Source organism: Streptomyces sp. NPDC051582, assembly GCF_040681715.1.
Classification (GTDB): domain Bacteria; phylum Actinomycetota; class Actinomycetes; order Streptomycetales; family Streptomycetaceae; genus Streptomyces.
This window is the reverse complement of the sequence record NZ_JBFAZJ010000025.1, coordinates 36478-58289: the sequence shown is the minus strand read 5'-3', so window position 1 is coordinate 58289 and position 21812 is coordinate 36478. Positions and strand designations below refer to the sequence as shown.

At 73.2% G+C, this 21812-nt stretch carries 21 protein-coding genes; 15 read left to right on the top strand and 6 right to left on the bottom strand.

The features are described from left to right. The first annotated feature begins 31 nt into the window (after positions 1-31). From AB0M92_RS28155 to AB0M92_RS28135, 5 genes are all read left to right on the top strand, one after another. Positions 32-313 (top strand): phosphoribosyl-ATP diphosphatase, encoded by a 282-nt coding sequence (locus AB0M92_RS28155; RefSeq protein WP_048475498.1) that lies wholly within the window; start codon positions 32-34, stop codon positions 311-313. 75 nt (positions 314-388) lie between these two features. Then, complete coding sequence (hisG, locus tag AB0M92_RS28150; RefSeq protein WP_099893832.1) at positions 389-1237, top strand: ATP phosphoribosyltransferase; 849 nt, start codon at positions 389-391, stop codon at positions 1235-1237. A 76-nt stretch (positions 1238-1313) separates the two neighbouring features. Then, positions 1314-1778, top strand: coding sequence for a PH domain-containing protein (locus AB0M92_RS28145; protein ID WP_366105109.1), 465 nt, complete (start codon positions 1314-1316; stop codon positions 1776-1778). A 330-nt stretch (positions 1779-2108) separates the two neighbouring features. After that, positions 2109-3578 (top strand): hemolysin family protein, encoded by a 1470-nt coding sequence (locus tag AB0M92_RS28140; RefSeq protein WP_366105108.1) that lies wholly within the window; start codon positions 2109-2111, stop codon positions 3576-3578. After that, positions 3575-4648 (top strand): hemolysin family protein, encoded by a 1074-nt coding sequence (locus AB0M92_RS28135; protein WP_366105107.1) that lies wholly within the window; start codon positions 3575-3577, stop codon positions 4646-4648. The genes AB0M92_RS28140 and AB0M92_RS28135 overlap by 4 nt, the downstream gene beginning before the upstream one ends. Before the next feature lie 80 nt (positions 4649-4728). On the opposite strand, the gene AB0M92_RS28130 is transcribed toward AB0M92_RS28135, so the two are convergent. After that, the gene (locus tag AB0M92_RS28130; RefSeq protein ID WP_366105106.1) at positions 4729-6669 is read right to left on the bottom strand and encodes an AAA family ATPase; all 1941 of its coding nucleotides are present in this window, start codon (positions 6667-6669) and stop codon (positions 4729-4731) included. Between the two features lie 378 nt (positions 6670-7047). Continuing rightward, the gene (locus tag AB0M92_RS28125; RefSeq protein WP_366105176.1) at positions 7048-7692 is read right to left on the bottom strand and encodes a hypothetical protein; all 645 of its coding nucleotides are present in this window, start codon (positions 7690-7692) and stop codon (positions 7048-7050) included. Between the two features lie 143 nt (positions 7693-7835). Between AB0M92_RS28125 and AB0M92_RS28120 the strand changes: the two genes are divergently transcribed. From AB0M92_RS28120 to AB0M92_RS28110, 3 genes are all read left to right on the top strand, one after another. Beyond that, positions 7836-9236 carry a peptidase C39 family protein gene (locus tag AB0M92_RS28120; RefSeq protein ID WP_366105105.1) on the top strand — a complete coding sequence of 467 codons (1401 nt, stop codon included), beginning with the start codon at positions 7836-7838 and terminating at the stop codon, positions 9234-9236. A gap of 110 nt (positions 9237-9346) precedes the next feature. Then, positions 9347-9769 carry an SPW repeat protein gene (locus AB0M92_RS28115; RefSeq protein WP_366105103.1) on the top strand — a complete coding sequence of 141 codons (423 nt, stop codon included), beginning with the start codon at positions 9347-9349 and terminating at the stop codon, positions 9767-9769. A gap of 143 nt (positions 9770-9912) precedes the next feature. After that, positions 9913-10065, top strand: a complete 153-nt coding sequence (locus tag AB0M92_RS28110; RefSeq protein ID WP_106977289.1) for an SCO1431 family membrane protein — start codon at positions 9913-9915, stop codon at positions 10063-10065. A 69-nt stretch (positions 10066-10134) separates the two neighbouring features. Here AB0M92_RS28110 and AB0M92_RS28105 read toward each other — a convergent pair whose 3' ends face one another. Then, on the bottom strand, positions 10135-11073 hold the full coding sequence (locus AB0M92_RS28105; protein WP_366105102.1) for a DUF6114 domain-containing protein: 939 nt from the start codon (positions 11071-11073) through the stop codon (positions 10135-10137). Then, the gene (locus AB0M92_RS28100) at positions 11064-11714 is read right to left on the bottom strand and encodes a DUF6230 family protein (protein ID WP_366105101.1); all 651 of its coding nucleotides are present in this window, start codon (positions 11712-11714) and stop codon (positions 11064-11066) included. The genes AB0M92_RS28105 and AB0M92_RS28100 overlap by 10 nt, the downstream gene beginning before the upstream one ends. 99 nt (positions 11715-11813) lie before the next feature. Here AB0M92_RS28100 and AB0M92_RS28095 point away from each other — a divergent pair, with 99 nt between their 5' ends. Both AB0M92_RS28095 and AB0M92_RS28090 read left to right on the top strand, forming a co-directional pair. Next, on the top strand, positions 11814-12548 hold the full coding sequence (locus AB0M92_RS28095) for a TetR/AcrR family transcriptional regulator (RefSeq protein ID WP_366105100.1): 735 nt from the start codon (positions 11814-11816) through the stop codon (positions 12546-12548). A 149-nt stretch (positions 12549-12697) separates the two neighbouring features. Continuing rightward, entirely contained in the window at positions 12698-13870 is a 1173-nt protein-coding gene (locus AB0M92_RS28090) for an acyl-CoA dehydrogenase family protein (RefSeq protein ID WP_366105099.1), read from the top strand. Between the two features lie 81 nt (positions 13871-13951). On the opposite strand, the gene AB0M92_RS28085 is transcribed toward AB0M92_RS28090, so the two are convergent. After that, a complete protein-coding gene (locus AB0M92_RS28085) occupies positions 13952-14785 on the bottom strand; it encodes a phytanoyl-CoA dioxygenase family protein (RefSeq protein ID WP_366105098.1) in 834 nt (277 codons plus the stop codon). Between the two features lie 647 nt (positions 14786-15432). Between AB0M92_RS28085 and AB0M92_RS28080 the strand changes: the two genes are divergently transcribed. Together AB0M92_RS28080 and AB0M92_RS28075 are read left to right on the top strand one after the other, a co-directional pair. Beyond that, positions 15433-16566 carry a hypothetical protein gene (locus AB0M92_RS28080; protein ID WP_366105096.1) on the top strand — a complete coding sequence of 378 codons (1134 nt, stop codon included), beginning with the start codon at positions 15433-15435 and terminating at the stop codon, positions 16564-16566. 65 nt (positions 16567-16631) lie between these two features. Continuing rightward, positions 16632-17732, top strand: coding sequence for a phosphotransferase family protein (locus tag AB0M92_RS28075; protein WP_366105094.1), 1101 nt, complete (start codon positions 16632-16634; stop codon positions 17730-17732). Positions 17733-17847: 115 nt separating this feature from the next. On the opposite strand, the gene AB0M92_RS28070 is transcribed toward AB0M92_RS28075, so the two are convergent. Continuing rightward, a complete protein-coding gene (locus AB0M92_RS28070) occupies positions 17848-18291 on the bottom strand; it encodes a hypothetical protein (RefSeq protein ID WP_366105093.1) in 444 nt (147 codons plus the stop codon). A gap of 217 nt (positions 18292-18508) precedes the next feature. Here AB0M92_RS28070 and AB0M92_RS28065 point away from each other — a divergent pair, with 217 nt between their 5' ends. From AB0M92_RS28065 to AB0M92_RS28055, 3 genes are all read left to right on the top strand, one after another. After that, a complete protein-coding gene (locus AB0M92_RS28065) occupies positions 18509-18949 on the top strand; it encodes an Lrp/AsnC family transcriptional regulator (protein WP_030011705.1) in 441 nt (146 codons plus the stop codon). A 66-nt stretch (positions 18950-19015) separates the two neighbouring features. Continuing rightward, positions 19016-20650, top strand: a complete 1635-nt coding sequence (locus AB0M92_RS28060; protein WP_366105092.1) for an amidohydrolase — start codon at positions 19016-19018, stop codon at positions 20648-20650. Positions 20651-20976: 326 nt separating this feature from the next. Continuing rightward, complete coding sequence (locus AB0M92_RS28055; protein WP_366105091.1) at positions 20977-21786, top strand: polyprenol monophosphomannose synthase; 810 nt, start codon at positions 20977-20979, stop codon at positions 21784-21786. Positions 21787-21812 lie beyond the last annotated feature (26 nt).

Sequence of the window (21812 nt, the reverse complement as noted above, 5' to 3'; positions counted from 1 at the left end):
CGGCGGGGGACCCCTTATTCTGAGGACCATCATGGCGAACACACCCTCCAAGAGCTTCGAAGAGCTCTTCAGCGAGCTCCAGCTCAAGGCCGCCAACGGCGACCCCAGCACCTCCCGGACCGCCGAGCTCGTCGGCAAGGGCGTCCATGCGATCGGCAAGAAGATCGTCGAGGAGGCCGCCGAGGTCTGGATGGCCGCCGAGCACGAGGGCAAGGAAGCCGCCGCCGAGGAGATCTCCCAGCTGCTGTACCACGTCCAGGTGATGATGGTCGCGCGCGGGATCTCCCTCGACGACGTCTACGCGCACCTCTAGGCCGGAGCTCCTCACCCCGGGCCCCCGCCCGCCCCAGCCCACACGTTCCGCACTCCACGCACTGAAGGAAGCCCCATGCTGCGCATCGCCGTCCCCAACAAGGGTTCACTCTCCGGAGCGGCGTCGGCGATGCTCCATGAGGCCGGCTACCGCCAGCGCAAGGAGTCCAAGGAGCTCGTGGTCCTGGACCCCGAGAACGGCGTGGAGTTCTTCTACCTCCGCCCCAAGGACATCGCGATCTACGTGGCCTCGGGCAAGCTGGACATCGGCATCACCGGCCGTGACCTGCTGCTGGACTCCGGCGCCAGCGCGGAGGAGATCCTCCCGCTGAACTTCGGCCGCTCCACCTTCCGCTACGCCACCAAGCCCGGCACCGCGAAGGGCCCCGAGGACTTCACCGGGATGACGATCGCGACCTCGTACGAGGGAATCGTCGCCAAGCACCTCGCCGAGCAGGGCATCGACGCCTCCGTCGTGCACCTGGACGGCGCGGTCGAGACCGCCATCCAGCTCGGCGTCGCCCAGATCATCGCGGACGTCGTCGAGACCGGCACCAGCCTGCGCAACGCCGGCCTGGAGGTCATCGGCGAGCCGATCCTCACCTCCGAGGCCGTGGTCATCCGCGGCAACGGCGCCGACGCCGAGAACCCGCAGGCCCAGCAGTTCCTGCGGCGCCTCCAGGGCGTCCTGGTGGCCCGCAGCTACGTGATGATGGACTACGACTGCCGGGCCGAGCACCTGGAGCGGGCGGTCGCCCTCACCCCGGGCCTGGAGTCGCCGACCATCTCCCCGCTGCACAACGAGGGCTGGGTCGCCGTCCGCGCGATGGTCCCGGCCAAGGAAGCGCAGCGGATCATGGACGACCTCTACGAGCTCGGCGCGCGCGCGATCCTCACCACCTCGATCCACGCCTGCCGCCTCTGACCCGGCCCGGCCGGCCGCAGGGCCGGCCGACCGTCCTGCCGATCCGTACCCCCCTCCCGAAGGCATCTCCCGCATCATGGCCGAGTCCGCCGCCCAGCCCGCACCGCCCGCCCTGCCGGTCACCTTCCGGCCGACCCGTACCCGGGCGATCCTGCTGGGCGTCGGGCTCGCCATGTTCGCCACCATCACGGCGATCGCCCTGCTGCTGGAGAACCTGGGCCCGGGGGAGCGGCTCAGCTTCATCTTCACCGCCGTCCTGCTGTCGTCCGTACTCGTCCTGCTCAGCCGCCCCAAGGTGGTCGCGGACGAGGCGGGCGTCACCGTCGTGAACCTGACCAGCACCCGCCGCCTGGAGTGGGCGCAGATCCTGCGCGTCAACCTCCGCCCCGGCGACCCGTGGGTGTTCCTGGACCTCAGCGACGGTACGAGCCTGCCCGCCCTCGGCATCCAGCCGGGCGTGGCCAGGCAGCAGGCCATCGGCGACGCCCGCGCCCTGCGCGCGCTCGCCGACGCCCGGGGAACCGGGCCGCACCACCACTGAGCCGGCCGCCGCGCGGACGTCCCCTCACGGGCGTCCCCTCACGGACCCCGGACGGCGGAGGCTCGAACACCCGGCGAACAGCCGTGGAACAGCCCTCGAACGGGCCTTGAGCGGCTCTCGTGCGAAGCACCGGAGCCACGGCCGACCGCTGCGTCCCATTGCGGCGGCGATCTCAGTGACTACCCTGGTGGCGGGGCGCACCCGTGCGCCCTCCCACCGGCCCCGGGACCCCGAGGTCCGCGGGCACCTGCGACTTGAGGAGTGACTCCCTCCAGCAATGGACGGATCGTCCGGTAGTACCCGCGCCGCCCTCCCCACGGAGGCGGCGGCATGACCATCCCGCTACTTCTGCTCGTGGCGGCATTCGCCCTGATCCTCGCCAACGGCTTCTTCGTGGCGGCCGAGTTCGGCCTCGTCACCGTGGAACGGCCCGAGGCCGAACGCGCCGCAGCCGACGGCGACCGCCGTGCCCGCACGGTGGTCGAAGCCCTGCGGGAGCTGTCCTTCCAGCTCTCCGGCACCCAGCTCGGCATCACCATCACCTCCCTCGTGGTCGGCATGCTCGCCGAACCGGCCCTCGCCGGACTGCTGACCAGGCCGCTCGCGGCCACCGGCCTGCCCGCGGGAGCCGTCTCCGGCATCGCCGTCTTCATCGGCATGCTGCTCGCCGCCGCCGTCCAGATGGTCGTCGGCGAGCTCGTCCCGAAGAACTGGGCCGTCTCCCGGCCGCTGCAGGTGGCCCGGTTCGTGGCCGGCCCGCAGCAGGTCTTCTCCCGAGCCTTCCGGCCGGTCATCGCGGCCCTCAACGCCGTCGCCAACCGGCTCGTACGGATGCTCGGAGTGGAGCCGGCCGAGGAGATGGCCTCCGCCCGCACCCCCGGCGAACTGGTTTCCCTGGTCCGCCATTCGGCCCAGGCCGGCGCCCTCGAACAGGACACCGCCGACCTCTTCGTACGGACCCTCTCGCTGGGCGAGCTCACGGCCCAGCACGTCATGACCCCCCGGGTGAAGGTCAGCGCCCTCCAGCACACGGCCACCGCGGCCGACGTGCTGAACCTGACCCGCGCCACCGGGCTGTCCCGCTTCCCGGTCTACCGGGAGCGCATCGACGAGGTCACCGGGGTCGTCCACCTCAAGGACGCCCTCGCCGTGCCCGAGTCCGAGCGGGCCCGCACCACCGTGAGCCGCATCTGCGTCGCCCCGCTGCTGGTGCCCGGCTCCCTGCCGGTGCAGCCGCTGCTGGAGCGGCTGCGCAGCGAGCAGCCGATGGCCGTCGTCGTCGACGAGTACGGCGGCACCGCCGGGGTCGTCACCCTGGAGGACATCGTGGAGGAGCTCGTCGGCGAGGTCCGCGACGAGCACGACCTCGCCGAGGACGAGAGCCCCGAACTGGCCGCCGTGCCCGCCGAGGACGGCCGCCCCTCCTGGGAGGCCGACGGCAGCTGCCGGGTGCACACCCTGCGCCGGATAGGCCTGGAGGTGCCCGAAGGCCCGTACGAGACCGTCGCCGGCCTCGTCGCGGACCTGCTCGGCCGGATCCCCGCACCCGGGGACCGGGCCGAACTGCCCGGCTGGAAGCTGTCCGTCCGCCAGGTCGGCCGCAACCGTGCCGAACGCGTCCGGCTGGTCCGGCTGGGCACCGTCCCCGCCGCCGCTCACGGGACCGGCCCCGAGGCCACCCGCGCGACCGTCCGGATCGACGCGGGCAGCTGCGCGGCCGGGCCCGGACGGCAGGCCTCCGCGGACGCGAGGGCGCCGCAGCCGGCCCCGTCGGCCCAGCTGGAAGGCGCCGGCCGATGAACGCCCTCCAACTGCTCTTCGCCCTGCTCCTGGTCCTGGCCAATGGTTTCTTCGTCGGCGCCGAGTTCGCGCTCGTCTCCGTACGGCGCAGCCAGATCGAGCCGCTCGCCAAGGAGTCCAAGCGGGCCCGCCAGGTGCTGTACGGGCTGGAGAACCTGCCGCGGATGATGGCGGCGGCCCAGTTCGGCATCACCATCTGCTCCCTGACCCTCGGCGCGGTCGCCGAGCCGACGGTGGCCCGCCTGCTGGAGCCGCTCTTCCACGCGGCGCACGTCCCGCAGGGCATGATCCACCCGCTGGGCTACGCGGTGGCGCTCGCCGCCGTCGTCTTCCTGCACCTGGTCATCGGCGAGATGGTGCCGAAGAACCTGGCCATGGCCGCGCCCGAGAGGACCGCCCTCTGGTTCAGCCCGGGCCTCGTGGCCTTCGCCCGGCTGTGCGGGCCGGTCACCAGCGCGCTGGGCTCCTGCGCGCACCTGGTGCTCCGCCTGTTCAAGGTGGAGCCCAAGGACGAGGTCGAGGCCGTCTACACCAGCGCCCAGCTCGGCCGGCTCGTCGAGGACTCCCGGCAGGCCGGGCTCCTGGAGCCGGGAGAGCAGGAGCGCCTGGAGGACGCCCTGGAGCTGGGCAGCCGCCCGGTCACCGACGTCCTGCTCGCCCGGGACCGGCTCGTCACGGTCGGCCCCTCGGCGACCCCGCGCCAGATCGAGCAGCTGACGGTCCGCACCGGCTACTCCCGCTTCCCGGTCCGCTCCGAGAACGGCGCCTTCATGGGCTACGTGCACGTGAAGGACGTACTGGACCTGGAGGACCGGGAGCGGGCCGTGCCCCAGCGGGTCTGGCGGCGGATGACCACCCTGTCCGCCACCCTCCCGCTGGACGACGCGCTCAGCGTCATGCGCCGGGACGCCACCCACCTGGCCCAGGTCGCCGACCCGGCCGGGCGGGTGCTGGGCCTGGTCGCCCTGGAGGACGTCCTGGAGATGCTGGTCGGCGAGGTGCGCGATCCCGCGCACCGCGTCCCGGCCCGCCGCCCGGGGCCCCGGCAGACCAGCCGCGCCGGAGTGTGAGCCGCCGCCGCCCCGCGGAACCCGCGGGGCGGCGGCGCCGCGTCGGCGGGGGCGGCTCTGCTCCACAGGGGGCGGCTCCGCTACATCGGGGGCGGCTCCGGCCGGTCGCGGTCCTGCGGGCCCCGGCCCGACAGGACCTCCCCGTAGGCCTGCATCAGGTCCGGCAGCCGCAGCGTCGCCAGGTCGTCGCGGGAGGGTTCGCCCGGGAAGCCCGCCAGCCGCAGGTCCCGGTAGGCGCAGCTCTTCTCGTACAGGGTGCGCAGGAAGCGGCCGTTGCCCAGCTCGTCGATCCAGCCCTGTTCCACCACGTGCCCGCTGATGCTGCGCAGCTCGTCCAGGGACTCCTCGTCCCAGCAGTCCCCGTTCGAGTCCGCCAGCACCCCGCCGATGGCGGTCAGTTCCAGCGGCCGGTAGCTGGGGAAGTCGACCCGGGTCGTGAACCGCGAGGACAGCCCCGGATTGGCGGCCAGCAGCCGGTCCATCCCGGCCGGATAGCCGGCCAGGATGACCACCAGGTGGTCCCGGTTGTCCTCCGCGCGCTTCAGCAGCACCTGGAGGGCCTCGTCCCCGTACGCGTCGCCCTTGCTGTAGCCGGTGTTGGAGAGGCTGTACGCCTCGTCCACGAAGAGGACCCCGCCGATCGCGGAATCGATCAGCTCGTTCGCCTTCACGGCCGTCTGCCCGAGGAACTCCCCCACCAGATCCGCCCGCTGGGCCTCCACCAGGTGGTCCCCGCCCAGCAGCCCGAGCGCGTAGAAGACCCGGCCCAGGATCCGCGCCACCGTGGTCTTGCCCGTGCCCGACGGCCCGGAGAAGACGAAATGTCGCTTCGGAGGCTGTACCGGCAGCCCCTGCCCGGCCCGGAGCCGGGCCATGTGCAGTTGCGCGGAGAGCGCCTTCACCTGCCGTTTCACCGGCTCCAGGCCCACCATCCGCTCCAGCTCCGCGAGCGCCTCGGCGAGCAGCGCCGGATCGGCCGGCCCGGCCGGCAGTCCGCCGGGGGCCGTCTGCGGCGGGACCGCCACCTTGCGGCGTACGCCCTCCACCCGGCCCGTGCCCGGGGCCCCGAACCGCGGATCCGGATCCGGTGCCATCAGCGGGTCCGGCTCCGCCTGCCCGTCCGCCGCGATGTCCTGGACGGGGCCGCCGCCGAGGGCCACCGCCGCGAAGTCCCCGCCGACGGGGGAAAGATCGTGGCCCGCGTAGCCCTCGTAGCCGGACGCGGCGTATCCGGCGTATCCCTCGGCCCCGTCGACGTAGTCGCCGTCCTCGATCGCCGTCAGCCGGGCGGCCGTGTCCATGAACGCCGGGTCCACCCGGTGCACCGCCCGGTACAGCGGCAGGGCCGCCGCGCTGCGCCCGGTGCCCTCGTGCGCACGCGCCAGCCAGTACCGCAGCTCCTTCCGCTGCGGCTGCTCGCTGCGGCAGCGCATCAGCGCCGCCGAGAGCATCGGCTCGGCCTGCCCGTACATCTCCAGGCGGACCCTGGCCATCCCGCCGAACAGGCCCGCCTCGATCCCGAGCACCGGATCCTCCACCAGCGGCTCGGTGTGCCGCACCAGCTGCTCCCAGTCCTTGACCAGGTAGGCCCGGCAGGCGTGCAGGAACCGCACCTGCGCATCGGCGTCCACCGGAGGCAGGGCGGCCAGCGCCTGGTCCAGCTCGGGGACGTGCCGGCCGTCCAGCCAGTGCGAGGCGTGGGCCAGCAGCAGGTCCCGGCGGCTCTCCAGCACCGGCTGTACCCACCAGCCGAGCCAGTACCAGGAGTTCAGCGTCCGCCGGTGGCGGGCCCGCTGCTCGCCGAAGCGGTCGCGATGGGCGTACATGCGCAATAACGCGTTCGTGGTGTCCACCCGGAGCGCGTGCAGGCCCAGCCATGCGTCGGCCATCGAGGGATCCAGTCGTACGGCCGCCCGGAACTCCTCCTCGGCCTGCGGATAGGCGCCCATGGTGCAGGCGTCCACCCCGCGCAGCCAGGCGAGTTCGGCCGGGGCGTGCGTGCCCGGCGTGCCGAAATCCATCACATCCCCCACAAGCCTGCCCCCGAGGTGCACAGCAACCCCCGCGTCGCGCCCGCGAGTTGTCCACTGCGCCGATGAAATCAGGGGTGCATCGTACCTGCGGCCAAGCACCATACGTAGGGTGCGGCGGGCACCGGTCGCAGGGGCACCAGGGACGCACAAGGTGACTCAGGGTGAAGATTTCGGGGAGACCCGGCCCGCGCGGCGCCGGTGGGAAACCGGCCCGGGGCAGAACGAAGCCCCCGATCACGGGGGAACAATCGGGGGCTTCGCGTCCGCTGCGGCCTGGAAAGACCGCGCATTCAGAACGTAAGGCCGGTGCGGGGCCCAGGTCAAGCACGTCGGTGCAGGCCCGCGCGAGCGGATTTCCCGAGCGGCTCAGGCCTGGGGGAATCCGTCACCTTCCGTAAGCGACGAGGCTCTTCCGGCGGTCGCATCCGTCCCGGAAGTCCACTCGTATCCCGTACCGCACTGGCGTACCAAAGTGTCGGCGAAGGGGCGTGAAGGATCATCCGCGAAGTGCGCGAGCTCCGCGCGCTCCCATCCGTCCCAGAAGTCGGAAAGTTCACGCCCGTCCCGATTTCGCCCGCGCCCCCAGGACTGCGCGCGCGGGGTCTCCATCCACAGCAGTCGCGCCAGATGCGGGCGCAGCGCCCGCCGCCCGGCCCCCACTCCTTCGATCAGCAGAAGCGGAACCGGCTCCAGCACCCGCTCGGGTCCGAAGCGGCGCTCCACCCAGTCGTACGGGGCCCAGTGGGCCGAGCGGCCGGCGGCGAGCGGCTCCAGCACCTGCGCGCGCAGCCGTTGCGGCCACTCGAAGAGCTCCTCGTGGGTGGCGACGTCGTCCAGGTGCAGCACCGGAGCCCCGCCCAGCGCCTCGGCGAGCAGCCCGGCGAACGTGCTCTTGCCCGACCCGGCGTGCCCGTCGACGGCGATCAGCCGGACCGTACCCAGCGAGGGCGGCAGGGCCGAGAGCTCGCGCGCGAGCGACCCGAGCGACTGAGGTGACGGCGGTGATTGCAGAGGCTCCACCCGGCCAGAGTAGGGCCCTGGCCTGCGACGGTTCCGCGTCACCCCGACGCGGGGCCGTGGCTTCGCCGCCCGGCGGACGGGAACTGGAAGGGTGGGGGACCGACCCGCCGCACCGACCCTTGGGGGCCACGCCGATGACCGCACCCACGCCACGCCGGGCCCTGCTGGCCCTCGCCCTCGCCGCGGCCACCGCCGCCGTCCCCGGTGGCCGGGCCTCGGCGGCCGGTGCCCGCGGGGAAGGCGGCCCGCGGGGTGAAGCGGAACCCGCCGGGGGCGCGCCGGGCGAAGCCGCCGCCAGGACGGTCGACAACCGGTTCTGGTACTCGTACGCGCACTGGCGGGCCGGTGCGCACCACGGCACCACCGCCCTCGCCGGTCCCCGCCCCGGCCTGGTGATCGACACCCCGGCCGGCCGCACCGAGTACACCGACCCGCACACGGCGAAGAAGGGGTCCTGGGAGTACGCGGTCTGGACCTCCCCGGTGCACCGCTGCGGCGTGCCCGCCACCGAGGCCATCGCCTCCTGGAACGCCCACACCCCGGCGGGCACCTGGATCCAGATCGAACTGCGCGCCACGTACGCCGGCGGGGCCGTCGGCCCCTGGTACGTGATGGGCCGCTGGGCCTCCGGCGACGGGGACATCCGCCGCACCTCCGTGGACGGCCAGACCGACGGCAGCACCACCGTGTGGACCGACACGCTCGCCGTCGACGCCCCCGCGAAGGCGAACGGTGTGCGGATCGCCGGGTGGCAGCTGCGCCTGACCCTCCACCGCAAGCCCGGCGCCGCCCAGAGCCCGACGGTGTGGCTGGCCGGGGCCATGGTCTCCGACGTCCCGGACCGGTTCACCGTCCCCGCATCCGCCCCCTCGGGCAAGGCCCACGAACTGAAGGTCCCCCGCTACTCGCAGGAGGTCCACAAGGGCCGTTACCCCCAGTACGACAACGGCGGCGAGGCCTGGTGCAGCCCCACCTCCTCCCAGATGACCATCGAGTACTGGGGCCGCAAGCCGGCCTCCGGGGACCTGGCCTGGGTGGATTCCCGCTACCCCGATCCGCAGGTCTGCCACGCCGCCCGGTCCACCTACGACAGCGCGTACAAGGGCTGCGGCAACTGGCCCTTCAACGCCGCGTACGCCGCCACGTACACCGATCTCGGCGGGGTCGTGACCCGGCTCCGCTCCCTCGCGGACCTGGAGGTCCTGGTCCGCTCCGGCATTCCGGTGATCACCTCGCTGTCCTTCCGCACCGAGGAGCTCACCGGAGCCGGCTACGGCACCGCCGGCCACCTGATGACCGTCATCGGCTTCACCGCTGCCGGGGAGGTGGTCGCCAACGACCCGAACTCGCCCGACAACACGGCCGTCCGCCGCGTGTACAAGCGCCGGGAGTGGGAAAATGCCTGGTTGCGGACGAAGCGCAACAATTCGGCCGGAAAGGTGACGTCCGGCTCCGGAGGCGTCTGCTATCTGTACGCCCCGGCCCGCCCGAGCGCGGTCCAGCTCGCGGCCCTGCGCACCGTGGGGGTGCTGTGACCGGAGCCCCGGAAACGGACCGCCGGAAATTCCCGTTGACCGCAGGCGCAGATAAGCGGAACATAAAGTCGTAAAGGGCACATAAAGGCTTCTACAGGAGGCGGCCCGCCATGACCACCCACAGCATCGAACACCACCCCGACCTCGCCGAGATGCGCTCCCGGTTCGAGCGGGTCACCAGCACCCCCGCCGCGCAGGCCGTGGAGGCACTGGCCCTCATCACGGGCCTGTACCTGGCGGCCTCGCCCTGGATCGCCGGATTCAGCGGACTCGGCTCACTGGCGGTCAACAACCTGATCGCCGGTGTGGCGTACTGCCTGTGCATGAGCGGACTCGGCTCCGCTTACGAGCGCACCCACGCGATGGCCTGGACGGCGGTCGCCATCGGAGCCTGGACGATCGTGGCTCCGTGGGTCATCGCCGGTGACGTCAGCACGACCCGCAGCGTGGTCAGCAACGTCATCACCGGCGGCGTCGCGCTGCTGCTCGCACTCGCCATGGCCGGCATGGCGGGCCGCAACCGAACGACCTGACCCCCGTAGGCCCCGCCCCGGACGCCCCGGGCCCCGACCGCGAGCCGGCCGGGGCCCGGTGGCATGCCGGGGGTCCGTGACGCGTGCCACGAGTGACGATCGTCTCTACCGCGAAAGCCGCGAACGCTGTCACATTGGACGACATGACCGCATACAGCGCCTCCCTCACCGCCCGCGCCCGGAACCTCGTCCGGACCGGCGGCCCCAAGGACCACTCCAAGTGGCTTGAGCACGTGCTCGGCTGGACGCTGGTGGTCGTCGTCGCCATGTTCGTCACGCAGGTCGGCTGGCTCTGACCCGCGGACCCGCGGACCCGCGCGCATGCGGTGCCTGCAGTGCCTGCCGGGCCCGTGGGCGGTTGGTGGCTACGAGGCCTCCAGCCGCAGGCCGTCCGTGACGATCACGTCCGAGGTGACCAGCGCCTGCTCCGCGCTGACCCGGGTCATGAACACGAACGGCGGGATCACCGGGGGAGCGGGCAGGCCGTCCGGGCTGAAGGTGACGCACAGCAGCCCTTCGATGCAGCCGCTGAACTTCGTCAGGTACAAGGTCACGTTGCCCCGCAGCTCCAGGGAGCCGGCGGCGAGCCCGTACTCCTCGCGGCCGTCGCGGGTGCGCAGCCGGTAGTCGGTCAGCGAGGCCGCCCGCATCTTCAGCACCAGCACCCTCAGCGGCCCGTCGGCCGTCGCGACCGCGGCGACCCCCGCGAAGGCGAAGCCCTGCGGCGCGAAGAGCGAGGTGGTGATCGTCGGGGGAGTCCGGGGTGCCGCCGGCGGCCCCTGCGGCGCGGCCGCAGCCCGGGCCGGCGGGGCCCCCGTCGCCAGTACGGCCGCCAGCAGCACCGGCAGTGCGGCGGCGAGCGTCCGCGGGCCGGTCCCGCCCGCCCGGTGCCCGTACGGGCCCTCCTCGCCGGTGGCCGCGTCCGGGAGCGGCGTCCACCCGAAGGCCAGTGCGCTCCCGGTGATCCCGAGCAGCATGCCGACCAGGAGCCCGCCCAGGTTGGTGGCCGGGAACGACAGCACCGACAGCAGCAGGGCGTGGACGGAGACGTACGCCCGAGCCTGCGGCAGGAACCACAGGAACAGGCCCGCCACGACCAGGGCGGCGCCGATCCCCATCGCCGCGATCCCGCCGAGCCCCAGGCTCACCAGTACGGTCAGCGGGGAGAGCGGGACCAGGAGCAGCTCGGCCCCGCCCAGGACCACCAGCAGCCCGCCCCAGAACGGCCGGGTCCGGCGCCAGGCGCGCAGCCGCTGCCGCCGGTGCGAGAAGGGCGACGGCGGCCGGGGGCGGCTCAGAAGCACTTCTCGCCGTCCAGGTCCACGCTCACCCGCATGCCCTTGAGGCGGAAGTTCCCGCCGGTCGCGGACCAGGCGTGCGACCTGACCCCGACGACCTCGATGTCCCCGGCCTGGAGCCCGAACTTCCCCGGCTCCCCCTTGACCCCGTCCACCCGGTCCAGGGTCGAGGCGTCCCGGCCGATCTGCGCCGTGCCGAAGGTCGCGTCCCCGTCGAGGTCCTCGCCGTCGATGACCAGGTTGGTGGCCGTGACCTCCCCGGCCGGACCGCCCGCCGTCAGCTTGAAGACCACCGTGCCCAGCGGGGTCTGAACCTCGGCGGCCTGGCAGATGTCGGTGAGCGTGGCCTCGCCGATGCCGAGCAGCGCGACCGGATGCCCCTTGCCGTCGACGGAGCGGTCCGTCTGCACGTACGAGGCCAGGCCCTTGCTGCTCAGCTTCGAGGAGGAGACCTGGAAAGAGGTCCCGGAGACGGCGAACGACGCGGCGAGCGCGCCCTGCGCCATGACCACGGCCATCGCCCCGACGGCGAGGAACGCGGGGACCGCGACGGCGGCCGACTTCCGCAGGCGCACCCGGCCTTCGCGCCCGCGAGCCGGATCCGGGGGCGTTCCGCCACCCCTGTCCGTGCCTCTGATCTTGCTCATGGAAGTGCCTCCCGTACGTCGTCCGTGCGCAGGGGAAGTGCATGAGACAGGTCTGCCATACTGCGGGCATCCTGTGGCAGTTCGAGGCTAGGGCCGAATTTGAATATTAGTCAACAGCGGGGTGCGAGCGAGCGTTCGCAGGTCCGCAGGGCCGAACTCATAGCGATCGGGCGCAAGTTGTTCGCCGATACCTCGTACGACGCGCTCTCCATGGACGACATCGCCAAACAGGCCGGCGTCGCCAAGGGGCTGATCTACTACTACTTCAAGAGCAAGCGCGGCTACTACCTCGCCATCGTCGAGGACTCGGTGGCCGAGCTCGTCGCCCGCGCCGCCGGGGAGCCGGACCTGCCCAAGGTCGAGCGGGTGCGCCGCACCATCGACGGCTACCTCCACTACGCCGAGCACCACCGGGCCGCCTACCGCACGATCGCCACCGGGGGAGTGGGCTCAGACGCCGAGGTCCTCGCGATCCGTGACGCGGTGCGCGCGGAGCTGGTGGCCACCATCGCCGAGGGTGCGTACGGGAGCCGGGTCGTCCCGCCGCTCGCCCGGCTCGCGCTGGTGGGCTGGCTGTCCGGGGTCGAGGGGATCACGCTGGAGTGGATCGGCGCCCTGGCCGCGGATGCCCAGGTGGACCCGGGGACGGAGGGTGATGCGGAATGCGGCGCGCGCCAGCCCGACCGGGGCCGGCTCGGGGCCCTTCTCGTCCGCCAGCTGCGCGCGACCCTGACGGTGATCGGGGAGTTCGTCCCGGAGTGTCCGCCGCCGCCCCTTCCCGAAGAGGCGTTCGAGACAACAGGTGATCTTGCCCCGGTGACGGGACGACCCTGATCGGGCATACTCAAGCCGCCCGCAGCCACTGATCTGCCGCTTCCGTGATCCGGGAGGGCAGTATCGGCTGTGTGAAGCACCGAGACCCGGCGGCCCGTCCCACACCTCACGTGCCGCCGCCGTGCCCGATGAGGGAGGAGAGCGCCGCCATGAACGACCGCGCCCCGCAGCCGGTGGACCGTCAGCTGCCCACCGAGGAGTCCCGGGATCTGCTCGCACTCGTACGAGAGATCGCCCAGCGGGAGATCCGCCCCATGGCCGCCGACGAGGAGGACGCCGGGAAGTTCCCGCGCGCGATCTTCACCCTGCTGTCCGAAGCCGGCCTGCTCGGTCTTCCGTACGCCGGTGAGCACGGCGGCGGCGAGCAGCCGTACGAGGTCTACCTCCAGGTCCTGGAGGAGCTCGCCGCGGCCCGCCTGACGGTGGGGCTCGGCGTCAGCGTGCACTCCCTCGCCTGTCACGGCCTGGCCGGATACGGCACCGAGGAGCAGCAGAAGGCCCATCTGCCCGCCATGCTCGGCGGCGGCCTGCTCGGCGCCTACTGCCTCTCCGAGCCCGCCTCCGGCTCCGACGCCGCCTCGCTGACCACCAAGGCCGTGCGCGACGGCGACCACTGGGTCATCACCGGCACCAAGGCCTGGATCACGCACGGCGGGGTCGCGGACTTCTACACCGTCCTCGCCCGCACCGGCGGCGAGGGCCCCAAGGGCATCACCGCCTTCCTGGTGCCCGGGGACGCGGAGGGCCTGACGGCCGCCGTCCCCGAGAAGAAGATGGGCATGAAGGGCTCGCCCACCGCCCAGCTGCACTTCGACGGCGTCCGCGTGCCGGACACCCGCCGCATCGGCGAGGAGGGCCAGGGCTTCACGATCGCGCTGGCCGCCCTGGACGCGGGCCGCCTGGGCATCGCCGCGTGCGCCATCGGCGTCGCGCAGGCCGCGCTGGACGAGGCCCTCACGTACGCCCTGGACCGCAAGCAGTTCGGGCACCCCATCGCCGACTTCCAGGGCCTGCGCTTCATGCTCGCCGACATGGCGACCAAGATCGAGGCGGGCCGGGCCCTGTACCTTGCGGCGGCGCGGCTGCGCGACGCGGGCAAGCCGTTCTCCCGCCAGGCGGCGATGGCGAAGCTGTTCTGCACGGACGCGGCGATGGCCGTCACCACCGACGCCGTCCAGGTCCTCGGCGGCTACGGCTACACCGCGGACTTCCCGGTGGAGCGCCTGATGCGCGAGGCGAAGGTGCTCCAGATCGTCGAGGGCACCAACCAGATCCAGCGCATGGTCATCGCCCGTCACCTGGCGGGTCCCGAGTCGCACTGACGACAGCACAGGGCCGCACAGGGCCGCACAGGGCCGCACCGGCACGGGCCCGTCCGGCCGGGCCCGGTGCGGGCTCCCGCCCTACGCGTCCCCGACGGGCAGCGGCTTCGCGTCGTGGTTGAGGAAGAGGTCCTGGCGGGCGGCCGGGTGGTCGGCCGGCGGGGCGTTGGACACCGCGTTGTAGCTGATCAGGGCGAGGGTGCGGGTGTGCGGGGAGTGGTTCGGGCCCGAGCTGTGCACCAGGTTGCCGTGGAAGAACACGACGGTGCCGGCCGGGCCGGTGGCCTCGTGGACCCCCCGGGTGCGGGCGAGCTCCTCGGTCGAGGGGTCCGGGAGCGCGTAGGCGTTCCGGCTCGACGTGATCCAGGCCCAGCCGCCCCCGCCCGCCCCGCCGCCGGTGTTCCCGTCGCTCCCGTCGCTCCCGTCGTTCCCCGCGGACGCCGCCGCGGCCGGCCGGTCGGTGTGCGTGCCCGGGATCAGGCGCAGCGGCCCGTTCTCCTCGGTGACCTCGTCGAGGAACACGGCGGCGGTGAGCGCCGCCGGGCGCCGCATCCCGTCGGCGGCCCGCCAGAAGTCGAAGTCCCGGTGCCACTGCCAGCGGTCGCCGCGCCGGGCCGCCTTCGGATTGACCTTCCACTGGTACACGTACATGTCCTCACCCAGGAACAGACGGGCCAGCGCGGTCAGCGGTGACGCCTCGGCCAGCGCCTGCCAGGGACCGCCTCTGCGGTGAAGGCCGTAGACGGCGCGCACGGTCGTGCCGTCCTCCTCGAAGAACCGCTGCGGTCCCTCCTCGGCGAGTACGGCGGGCAGTTCCTCGGTCAGGGGTCCCCAGATCTCGGGCGGGGTCATCGGGGGTACGACGGCAAAGCCGTCGCGCCGGAATTGGGCCAGGAGCCGCTTCGGGTCCGTCATGCGCCCAGGGTGCAGCCCGGCGCGGGCCCCGGCGAGGCATCACGGGGAGCGCACAGGGAGTGCGCCGGTTCATGTCCGGCCGGTCCCCACGAGCCACTTCCCCCTCGCCCCGCCCTCCGGACCGGCTCCTACTGGCCACCGCCGTAGAGCGGCCCCGTGGGCCAGATCGGGGAGGTGGCGACCCGGGACCACTCCGGATCGCGGCGGCCCGGCAGGGTGCGTCCGTCGGCGGCCCAACGGGTCAGCAGCGCATGGTAGATCGGTGGGTCCGGCTGCCGGTGCGGAACCGATTCTTCCGGGCGCGGAACCGATTCTTCGTAGCCGGGGGGCGCGGGACGCCGCCGCCTTCCCGTTCTTGTCCCAGGGGTTTCGAGCGTGGTCATACCGGGCCAACGCGCCACCCGACGCGCGGGTAACCGCCGCCGCCCTCCGGGTATCCGTTCGAGACGTCCCCGCCACCGCGCGCCCGGGGCGCACGGGAGGGGGTCGTCGCGTCGGTCGGCCGGCGGGCCGCTGCCGCGGGAAGGCGCCGGCGTCCAGGTGGCCAGACGTGCCGAGATGTCAGGGAGTGCCAGAACCCTGGCCCCGAACACGGTATCTGACGTACCGTCATATCAGCCCGAGCTCGCTGCCCCAGGAGGTTTGCCATGCCCGCGGACCGACCCGTGCCCCTCGACGAATACCCCGTCCACCAGGCCCCTTTGTCGATGAAGCACCTGGTCACAGGCGACCGCAACGCCTACGACCGCTGCATCTTCCACGTCTTCGACCACGCAGGCCGCGCCGTCCTCATCCTCGGCCTCGGCGTCTACCCCAACGCAGGGGTCATCGACGCCTACGCCACCCTGCGCACCGGCGACGAACTCCTCGCCGTCCGCGCCTCCGACGCCCTCGCCGACGACCGCATGAACCTCTCCGTCGGCCCGCTGCGGATCACCGTCGACGAACCCCTGAAGCGGATCACCCTGCGGTGCGATCCCGACCCCGACGACCCCGACGGACTCTCGTACGACATCTCCTGGACCGCCGAGTTCCCCGCCGTCTGGGAGCCGCACCACGTCCAGCGGCGCGGCGACCGGCTCATGCTCGAAGGCCGCCGCTTCGTCCAGGCCGGCCACGTCACCGGCACCATCCGCGCCAAGGGGGAGGAGTACGCCCTCACTCCCGGGGAGTGGACCGGCACCCGCGACCGCAGCTGGGGCGTGCGCCCCATCCCCGGAGAGGACGGCGGCCGCGCCGCCGAGGAACACCGGCCCGAGGGCTTCCACTGGCTCTGGATACCCGTCCGCTTCGAGGACCGCTTCCTCATGGTCATCGCGCAGGAGGACGCGGACGGCCACCGCACCCTCAGCGAGGCCGTCCAGGTCTTCCCCGAGGACAGCGGCCGCCACGACGTGCAGCTCGGCTGGCCCCAGACGGAGATCCGCTACCGCCCCGGCACCCGCCACCCCGAGAGCGCCGTCGTCCACCTCGCCGACCCCGCCCGCAAACCCCTCGAACTCGGTGTCGAGATCCTGAACTCCTCCCCGCTCGCCGTCGGCGCCGGCTACCCGCCCGCCTCCGACTGGCAGCACGGCAGCTGGCAGGGCCGCGGCTGGACCGACCGCCGCGTCTACGACCTCTCCGACCCCGCCGCCCACCCCATGGCCGCCTTCGGCGTCACCGACCACTCCGCCCGCTTCACCCTCGACGGGCGCACCGGCTTCGGCATCTTCGAGCACGGCAGCTTCGGCCGCCACGACCCCAGCGGCTTCACCGACTACGGCTCGGTCGCGCCGTAACGGCCCCCGTAACGGCCCCCGCGGCGCCCCGCGACAGCACGAGCCAAGAGAAGGAAGGGGAAGTCATGGCAGCACCGGCACCACGCCCGCGCACCTCCACCCGCGAACCCGAGGAACTCGGCCGGCGCCTCGCCGCCTGGCTCGACACCGAGCTCCCCGGCGCCAAGGTCACGGGCATCTCCGTCCCCGCGTCCAACGGCATGTCCAGCGAGACCCTGCTCTTCGACATCGAGCATCCCGACACCCCCGTCCGCGCCTGCGCCCTGCGGCTCGCCGCGGACCCGGCCGCCTACACGGTGTTCCCCACGTACGACATGCCCCGCCAGCACCGCGTGATGAGCCTGGTCGGCGCCCACACCGACCTGCCCGTCCCGCGCGTGCTCTGGCTGGAACAGGACCCCGGGCCGCTCGGCGCTCCCTTCTTCGTCATGGCCCGCGCCGAAGGCCGGGTCCCGCCCGACGTCATGCCCTACACGTACGAGGGCAACTGGCTGCACTCCGCGAGCGACTCCGAACGCGCCGAGCTCCAGGAGGCGAGCATCTCCCTGCTGGCCCGGCTGCACGACCAGTTCCCCGCCGAGGAGGCCGAGTTCCTGCTCCCCGCGGGCTCCGGCAGCCCGCTGCGCCGCCACGTCGACGCCCAACGCGCCTACTACGCCTGGGTGGTCGAGGGACTCGCGCCCTCCCCGCTGCTGGAGCGGGCCTTCGAGCGACTGGAGGAGCTGTGGCCCGAGGACGAGGGCCCCGCCGTCCTCAACTGGGGCGACGCCCGCATCGGCAACGTCGTCTACCGGGCCGGCGGATTCGAGCCCGTGGCCGTCCTGGACTGGGAGATGGCCGGGTACGCCCCGCGCGAGGTCGACCTCGGCTGGACCGTCTACCTCCACCGCTTCTTCCAGGACCTGACCGTCGGTTTCGGCCAGAGCGGCCTGCCCGACTTCCTGCGCCGCGCCGACTTGGAGCGCCGGTACGCCGAACTCACCGGGCACATCCCGCGGGACATGGAGTTCCACACCCTGTACGCCGCCCTGCGGCACGGGATCGTGATGCTGCGCATCGCCTACCGGCAGGCCTACTTCGGGGAGGTCGAGATCCCCGCGGACCCGGACGGCCTGATCCTGCACCACGCCAGCCTCCGGGCGATGGTGCAGGGAACGTACTGGTAGGGATCCGTACGGGCGGGGATCCGGCCCGGCAGCGATCCGGCCCGGCAGCGATCCGGCCCGACAGCGATCCCGCCCGGTGGGCATCCGGCGCGGACGGCGGCCGGAAGGCCGTCGGTCAGGCGGCCTGCGCGTGCTGCCGCATCTGCGGCAGCAGGGTCGGCGCCGGCATCCGCACGGGACGCGAACCGGGACCGCCGACGTGCGAGAAGGGCTGCGTCCGCCAGTCCAGGCCCTGCGGCAGGTCCAGCAGCACGACCTCCAGCTCCTGGGGCTCGGCCTGGCCCGTGCCCACCGTCGGCAGCGCGTCGCAGGACGGGCGGCCCGTACCCGCGCACACCGTGAGTCCGAAGGGGTTCCACGGGGTCAGGCAGAACGCGTGCTCCGGCAGGTACTCCTCGTCGGCGACGAGGGCGATCGACTGGCCGCAGTCCGGGCAGATCGCGTGGTGGATCTCGAAGCCGTCGAACCCGTCGGCGTCTTCGAGGTACTCACCGTCCTCGGCATCGACGAAATCCAGGGGCTCCGGTTCGGTGCGACCGGCGCGCTTGCTGTTCAGCATGGATGTACTCCCCCTTGAGTGGGCCGGGCGGGCAGTTTCCACGGCCTCGGCCACAGCAAGCACTTCCCGCCGCGCGGCACGAGTAACCACAACATCCCGGCGTACGCCTACATACCCCTGTGGCCTTGGTCACATGCCCGCCGCAGGTGCCACTTGTGGGCGGACAGCACTGTGCCTGGAGCACGCTTGGGCCTTAGGTTGAGCGGCTATGAGCGCAATGGAGGAGCTGGACCGCCAGATCGTGGATCTGCTCGTGCGGGACGGGCGGATGAGCTACACGGATCTGGGCAAGGCCACGGGACTGTCCACGTCGGCGGTCCACCAGCGAGTACGCCGTCTGGAACAGCGCGGAGTGATCCGCGGGTACGCGGCCGTCGTCGACCCCGAAGCCGTCGGGCTGCCCCTGACGGCCTTCATCTCGGTGAAGCCCTTCGACCCGAGCGCGCCGGACGACATCGCCGACCGGCTGGCCGGCGTGCCGGAGATCGAGGCCTGCCACAGCGTCGCCGGCGACGAGAACTACATCCTGAAGGTGCGCGTCGCGACCCCGCTGGAGCTGGAGGACCTCCTGGGCCGCCTGCGCGCCCTGGCCCACGTGTCGACCCGCACCACGGTGGTCCTCTCCACCCCGTACGAGGCCCGCCCGCCCCGCGTGTGAGGCGTTTTCCGCCGCGCCCCCGGGGGTGCGGTCGAGGCGGGGCGGCGGACCCGCGAAACTGAGGGCATGACAGACCGCACCGCCAGCTCCGCCGATGCCGCCGGAGCCCCCGCATCCGAACGGACCGTCCTCCTGCGCGGGGGCGAGGTACACAGCCCCGCCGACCCCTTCGCCACCGCGATGGTCGTCGAGCGGGGACACGTCGCCTGGGTCGGCTCCGAAGGCGCCGCCGACGCCTTCGCGCAGGGCGTCGACGAGGTCGTCGACCTCGGCGGCGCGCTCGTCACCCCCGCCTTCACCGACGCGCACGTCCACACCACCTCCGCCGGCCTCGCCCTCACCGGGCTCGACCTCACCGGCGCCGCCTCCCTCGCCGAGGCCCTCGGGCTCGTGCGCGCGTACGCCGCCCGCCGCCCCGCCGACCGGGTGCTCCTCGGCCACGGCTGGGACGCCTCCCGCTGGCCCGAGCGCCGCGCACCCCGGCGCGAGGAGCTCGACGAGGCCGCCGCGGGCCGCCCGCTCTACCTCAGCCGCATCGACGTGCACTCCGCCGTCGTCACCACCGCCCTGCTGGACCTCGTCCCGGCCGTCACCGTCCGCGGCGACGAGCCGCTGACCCGCGAGGACCACCACGCCGTCCGCAGGGCCGCCCTCGCCGCGGTCACCCCCGCCCAGCGCGCCGAGGCCCAGCGCGCCGCCCTCGACCGGGCCGCCTCCCTCGGCATCGGCTCCGTCCACGAGTGCGGCGGCCCCGACATCTCCTGCGCCGAGGACTTCGCGGACCTCCTGAACCTCGCCCGCGAGCGGCCGGGCCCCCGCGTCTTCGGCTACTGGGCGGACACGGACCTGGAACAGGCCAAGGCGCTCGGCGCCATCGGCGCCGCCGGCGACCTCTTCGTGGACGGCGCCCTCGGCTCCCACACCGCCTGCCTGCACGCCCCGTACGCCGACGCCGGCCACACCGGCACCGGCTACCTCGGCGCGGCCGAGGTGGCCGAGCACGTGGCCGCCTGCACCGAGGCGGGCCTCCAGGCCGGATTCCACGCCATCGGCGACGCCGCCCTCACCGCCGTCGTCGAGGGCGTGCGCGCCGCCGCGGAGAAGGTCGGCCTCGCCCGCGTGCGCGCCGCCCGGCACCGCGTCGAGCACGCCGAGATGATGACCCCGGCCACCATCGCCGCCTTCGCGGACCTCGGCCTCACCGCCTCCGTCCAGCCCGCCTTCGACGCGGCCTGGGGCGGCGAGGAGGGCATGTACGCCGACCGGCTGGGCGCGGAGCGCGCCCGTACGCTCAACCCATTCGCCGCCCTGCTCAGGGCCGGGGTGCCGCTCGCCTTCGGCTCCGACGCCCCCGTGACCCCCTTCGACCCCTGGGGCACCGTCCGGGCGGCCGCCTTCCACCGCACCCCCGAGCACCGGATCTCCGTACGGGCCGCCTTCACGGCCCACACCCGGGGCGGCTGGCGGGCACTGGGCCGCGACGGCGCGGGCGTGCTCGTGCCCGGCGCCCCGGCCGACTACGCGCTGTGGGAGACCGCCGAACTGGTGGTCCAGGCCCCCGACGACCGGGTCGCCCGCTGGTCCACGGACCCCCGTTCGGGGACCCCCGGGCTGCCCGACCTGACCCCCGGCCGCGATCTGCCCGTGTGCCTCGCGACCGTCGTCGGCGGGCGGGAGGTATTCGTACGGCCACAGGGGTGATCCGGTCGGCCTCGGTTCGGTACCGGCGCTTCGACCCGGATAGGTTCGGCCGGGTCCACCACCGGACGTCCGAACCGGGCGGATCCGTCTGCTCAGCGCGCCCGCGCCTCGGGGGCGAGGGAAGGTTTCGCCGGGACGGTGGTCCCCCCTGCTCCGCAGGAACTCGGGGGAGGGTGGCCCCGGCCGGGGCCCGCGGTCCAGTAGACAACGGTCACGGCGACCCGCAGCCAGCGGGAGCCGGACCGGCCCGAAGGACCGCGGGCCCCGGCCACTGTTCTAAAGTCATCCTCTGAGACAGGACGTACAAGAACACGAAGGCGGACCCAGTGAGCGACGGCGGACAGCGAGGGCAGGGACCGCTCGGCACGGCCTTGGTGATCATTCCGACCTTCAACGAGGCGGAGAACATCGGCCCGATCGTCGGCCGAGTGCGCGCGGCGGTGCCCGGGGCGCACGTCCTCGTCGCCGACGACAACAGCCCCGACGGCACCGGCAAGCTGGCCGACGAGCTGGCGGCCGCCGACGACCACGTGCACGTCCTGCACCGCAAGGGCAAGGAGGGGCTCGGCGCCGCCTACCTCGCGGGCTTCGCCTGGGGCCTGGAGCGCGACTACGGCGTGCTCGTCGAGATGGACGCCGACGGCTCCCACCAGCCGGAGGAACTGCCGAGGCTGCTGACCGCGCTGGCCGGCGCCGACCTCGTCCTGGGTTCGCGCTGGGTGCCGGGCGGCCGGGTGGTCAACTGGCCCAAGAGCCGCGAGTTCCTCTCGCGGGGCGGCTCGGTGTACTCCCGGCTGATGCTGGACGTCCCGATCCGTGACGTGACGGGCGGCTACCGGGCCTTCCGGCGCGAGACCCTGGAGGGGCTGGGCCTGGAGGAGGTCGCCTCCGCGGGCTACTGCTTCCAGGTCGACCTGGCCCGCCGGGCGGTGCGCCAGGGGTTCCGCGTCGTCGAGGTGCCCATCACCTTCGTCGAGCGTGAGTTCGGCGACAGCAAGATGAGCAAGGACATCGTCGTGGAAGCCCTCTGGCGGGTCACCCAGTGGGGGCTCAAGGCCCACGCGGCGAAGCTGACCGGCCAGGACAAGCCCAAGAACGCGGACGGCGGCCCGGCCAAGACCCGCGAAACCCCCTAGGGGATGTCCGGTACCTCCGGCTGAGG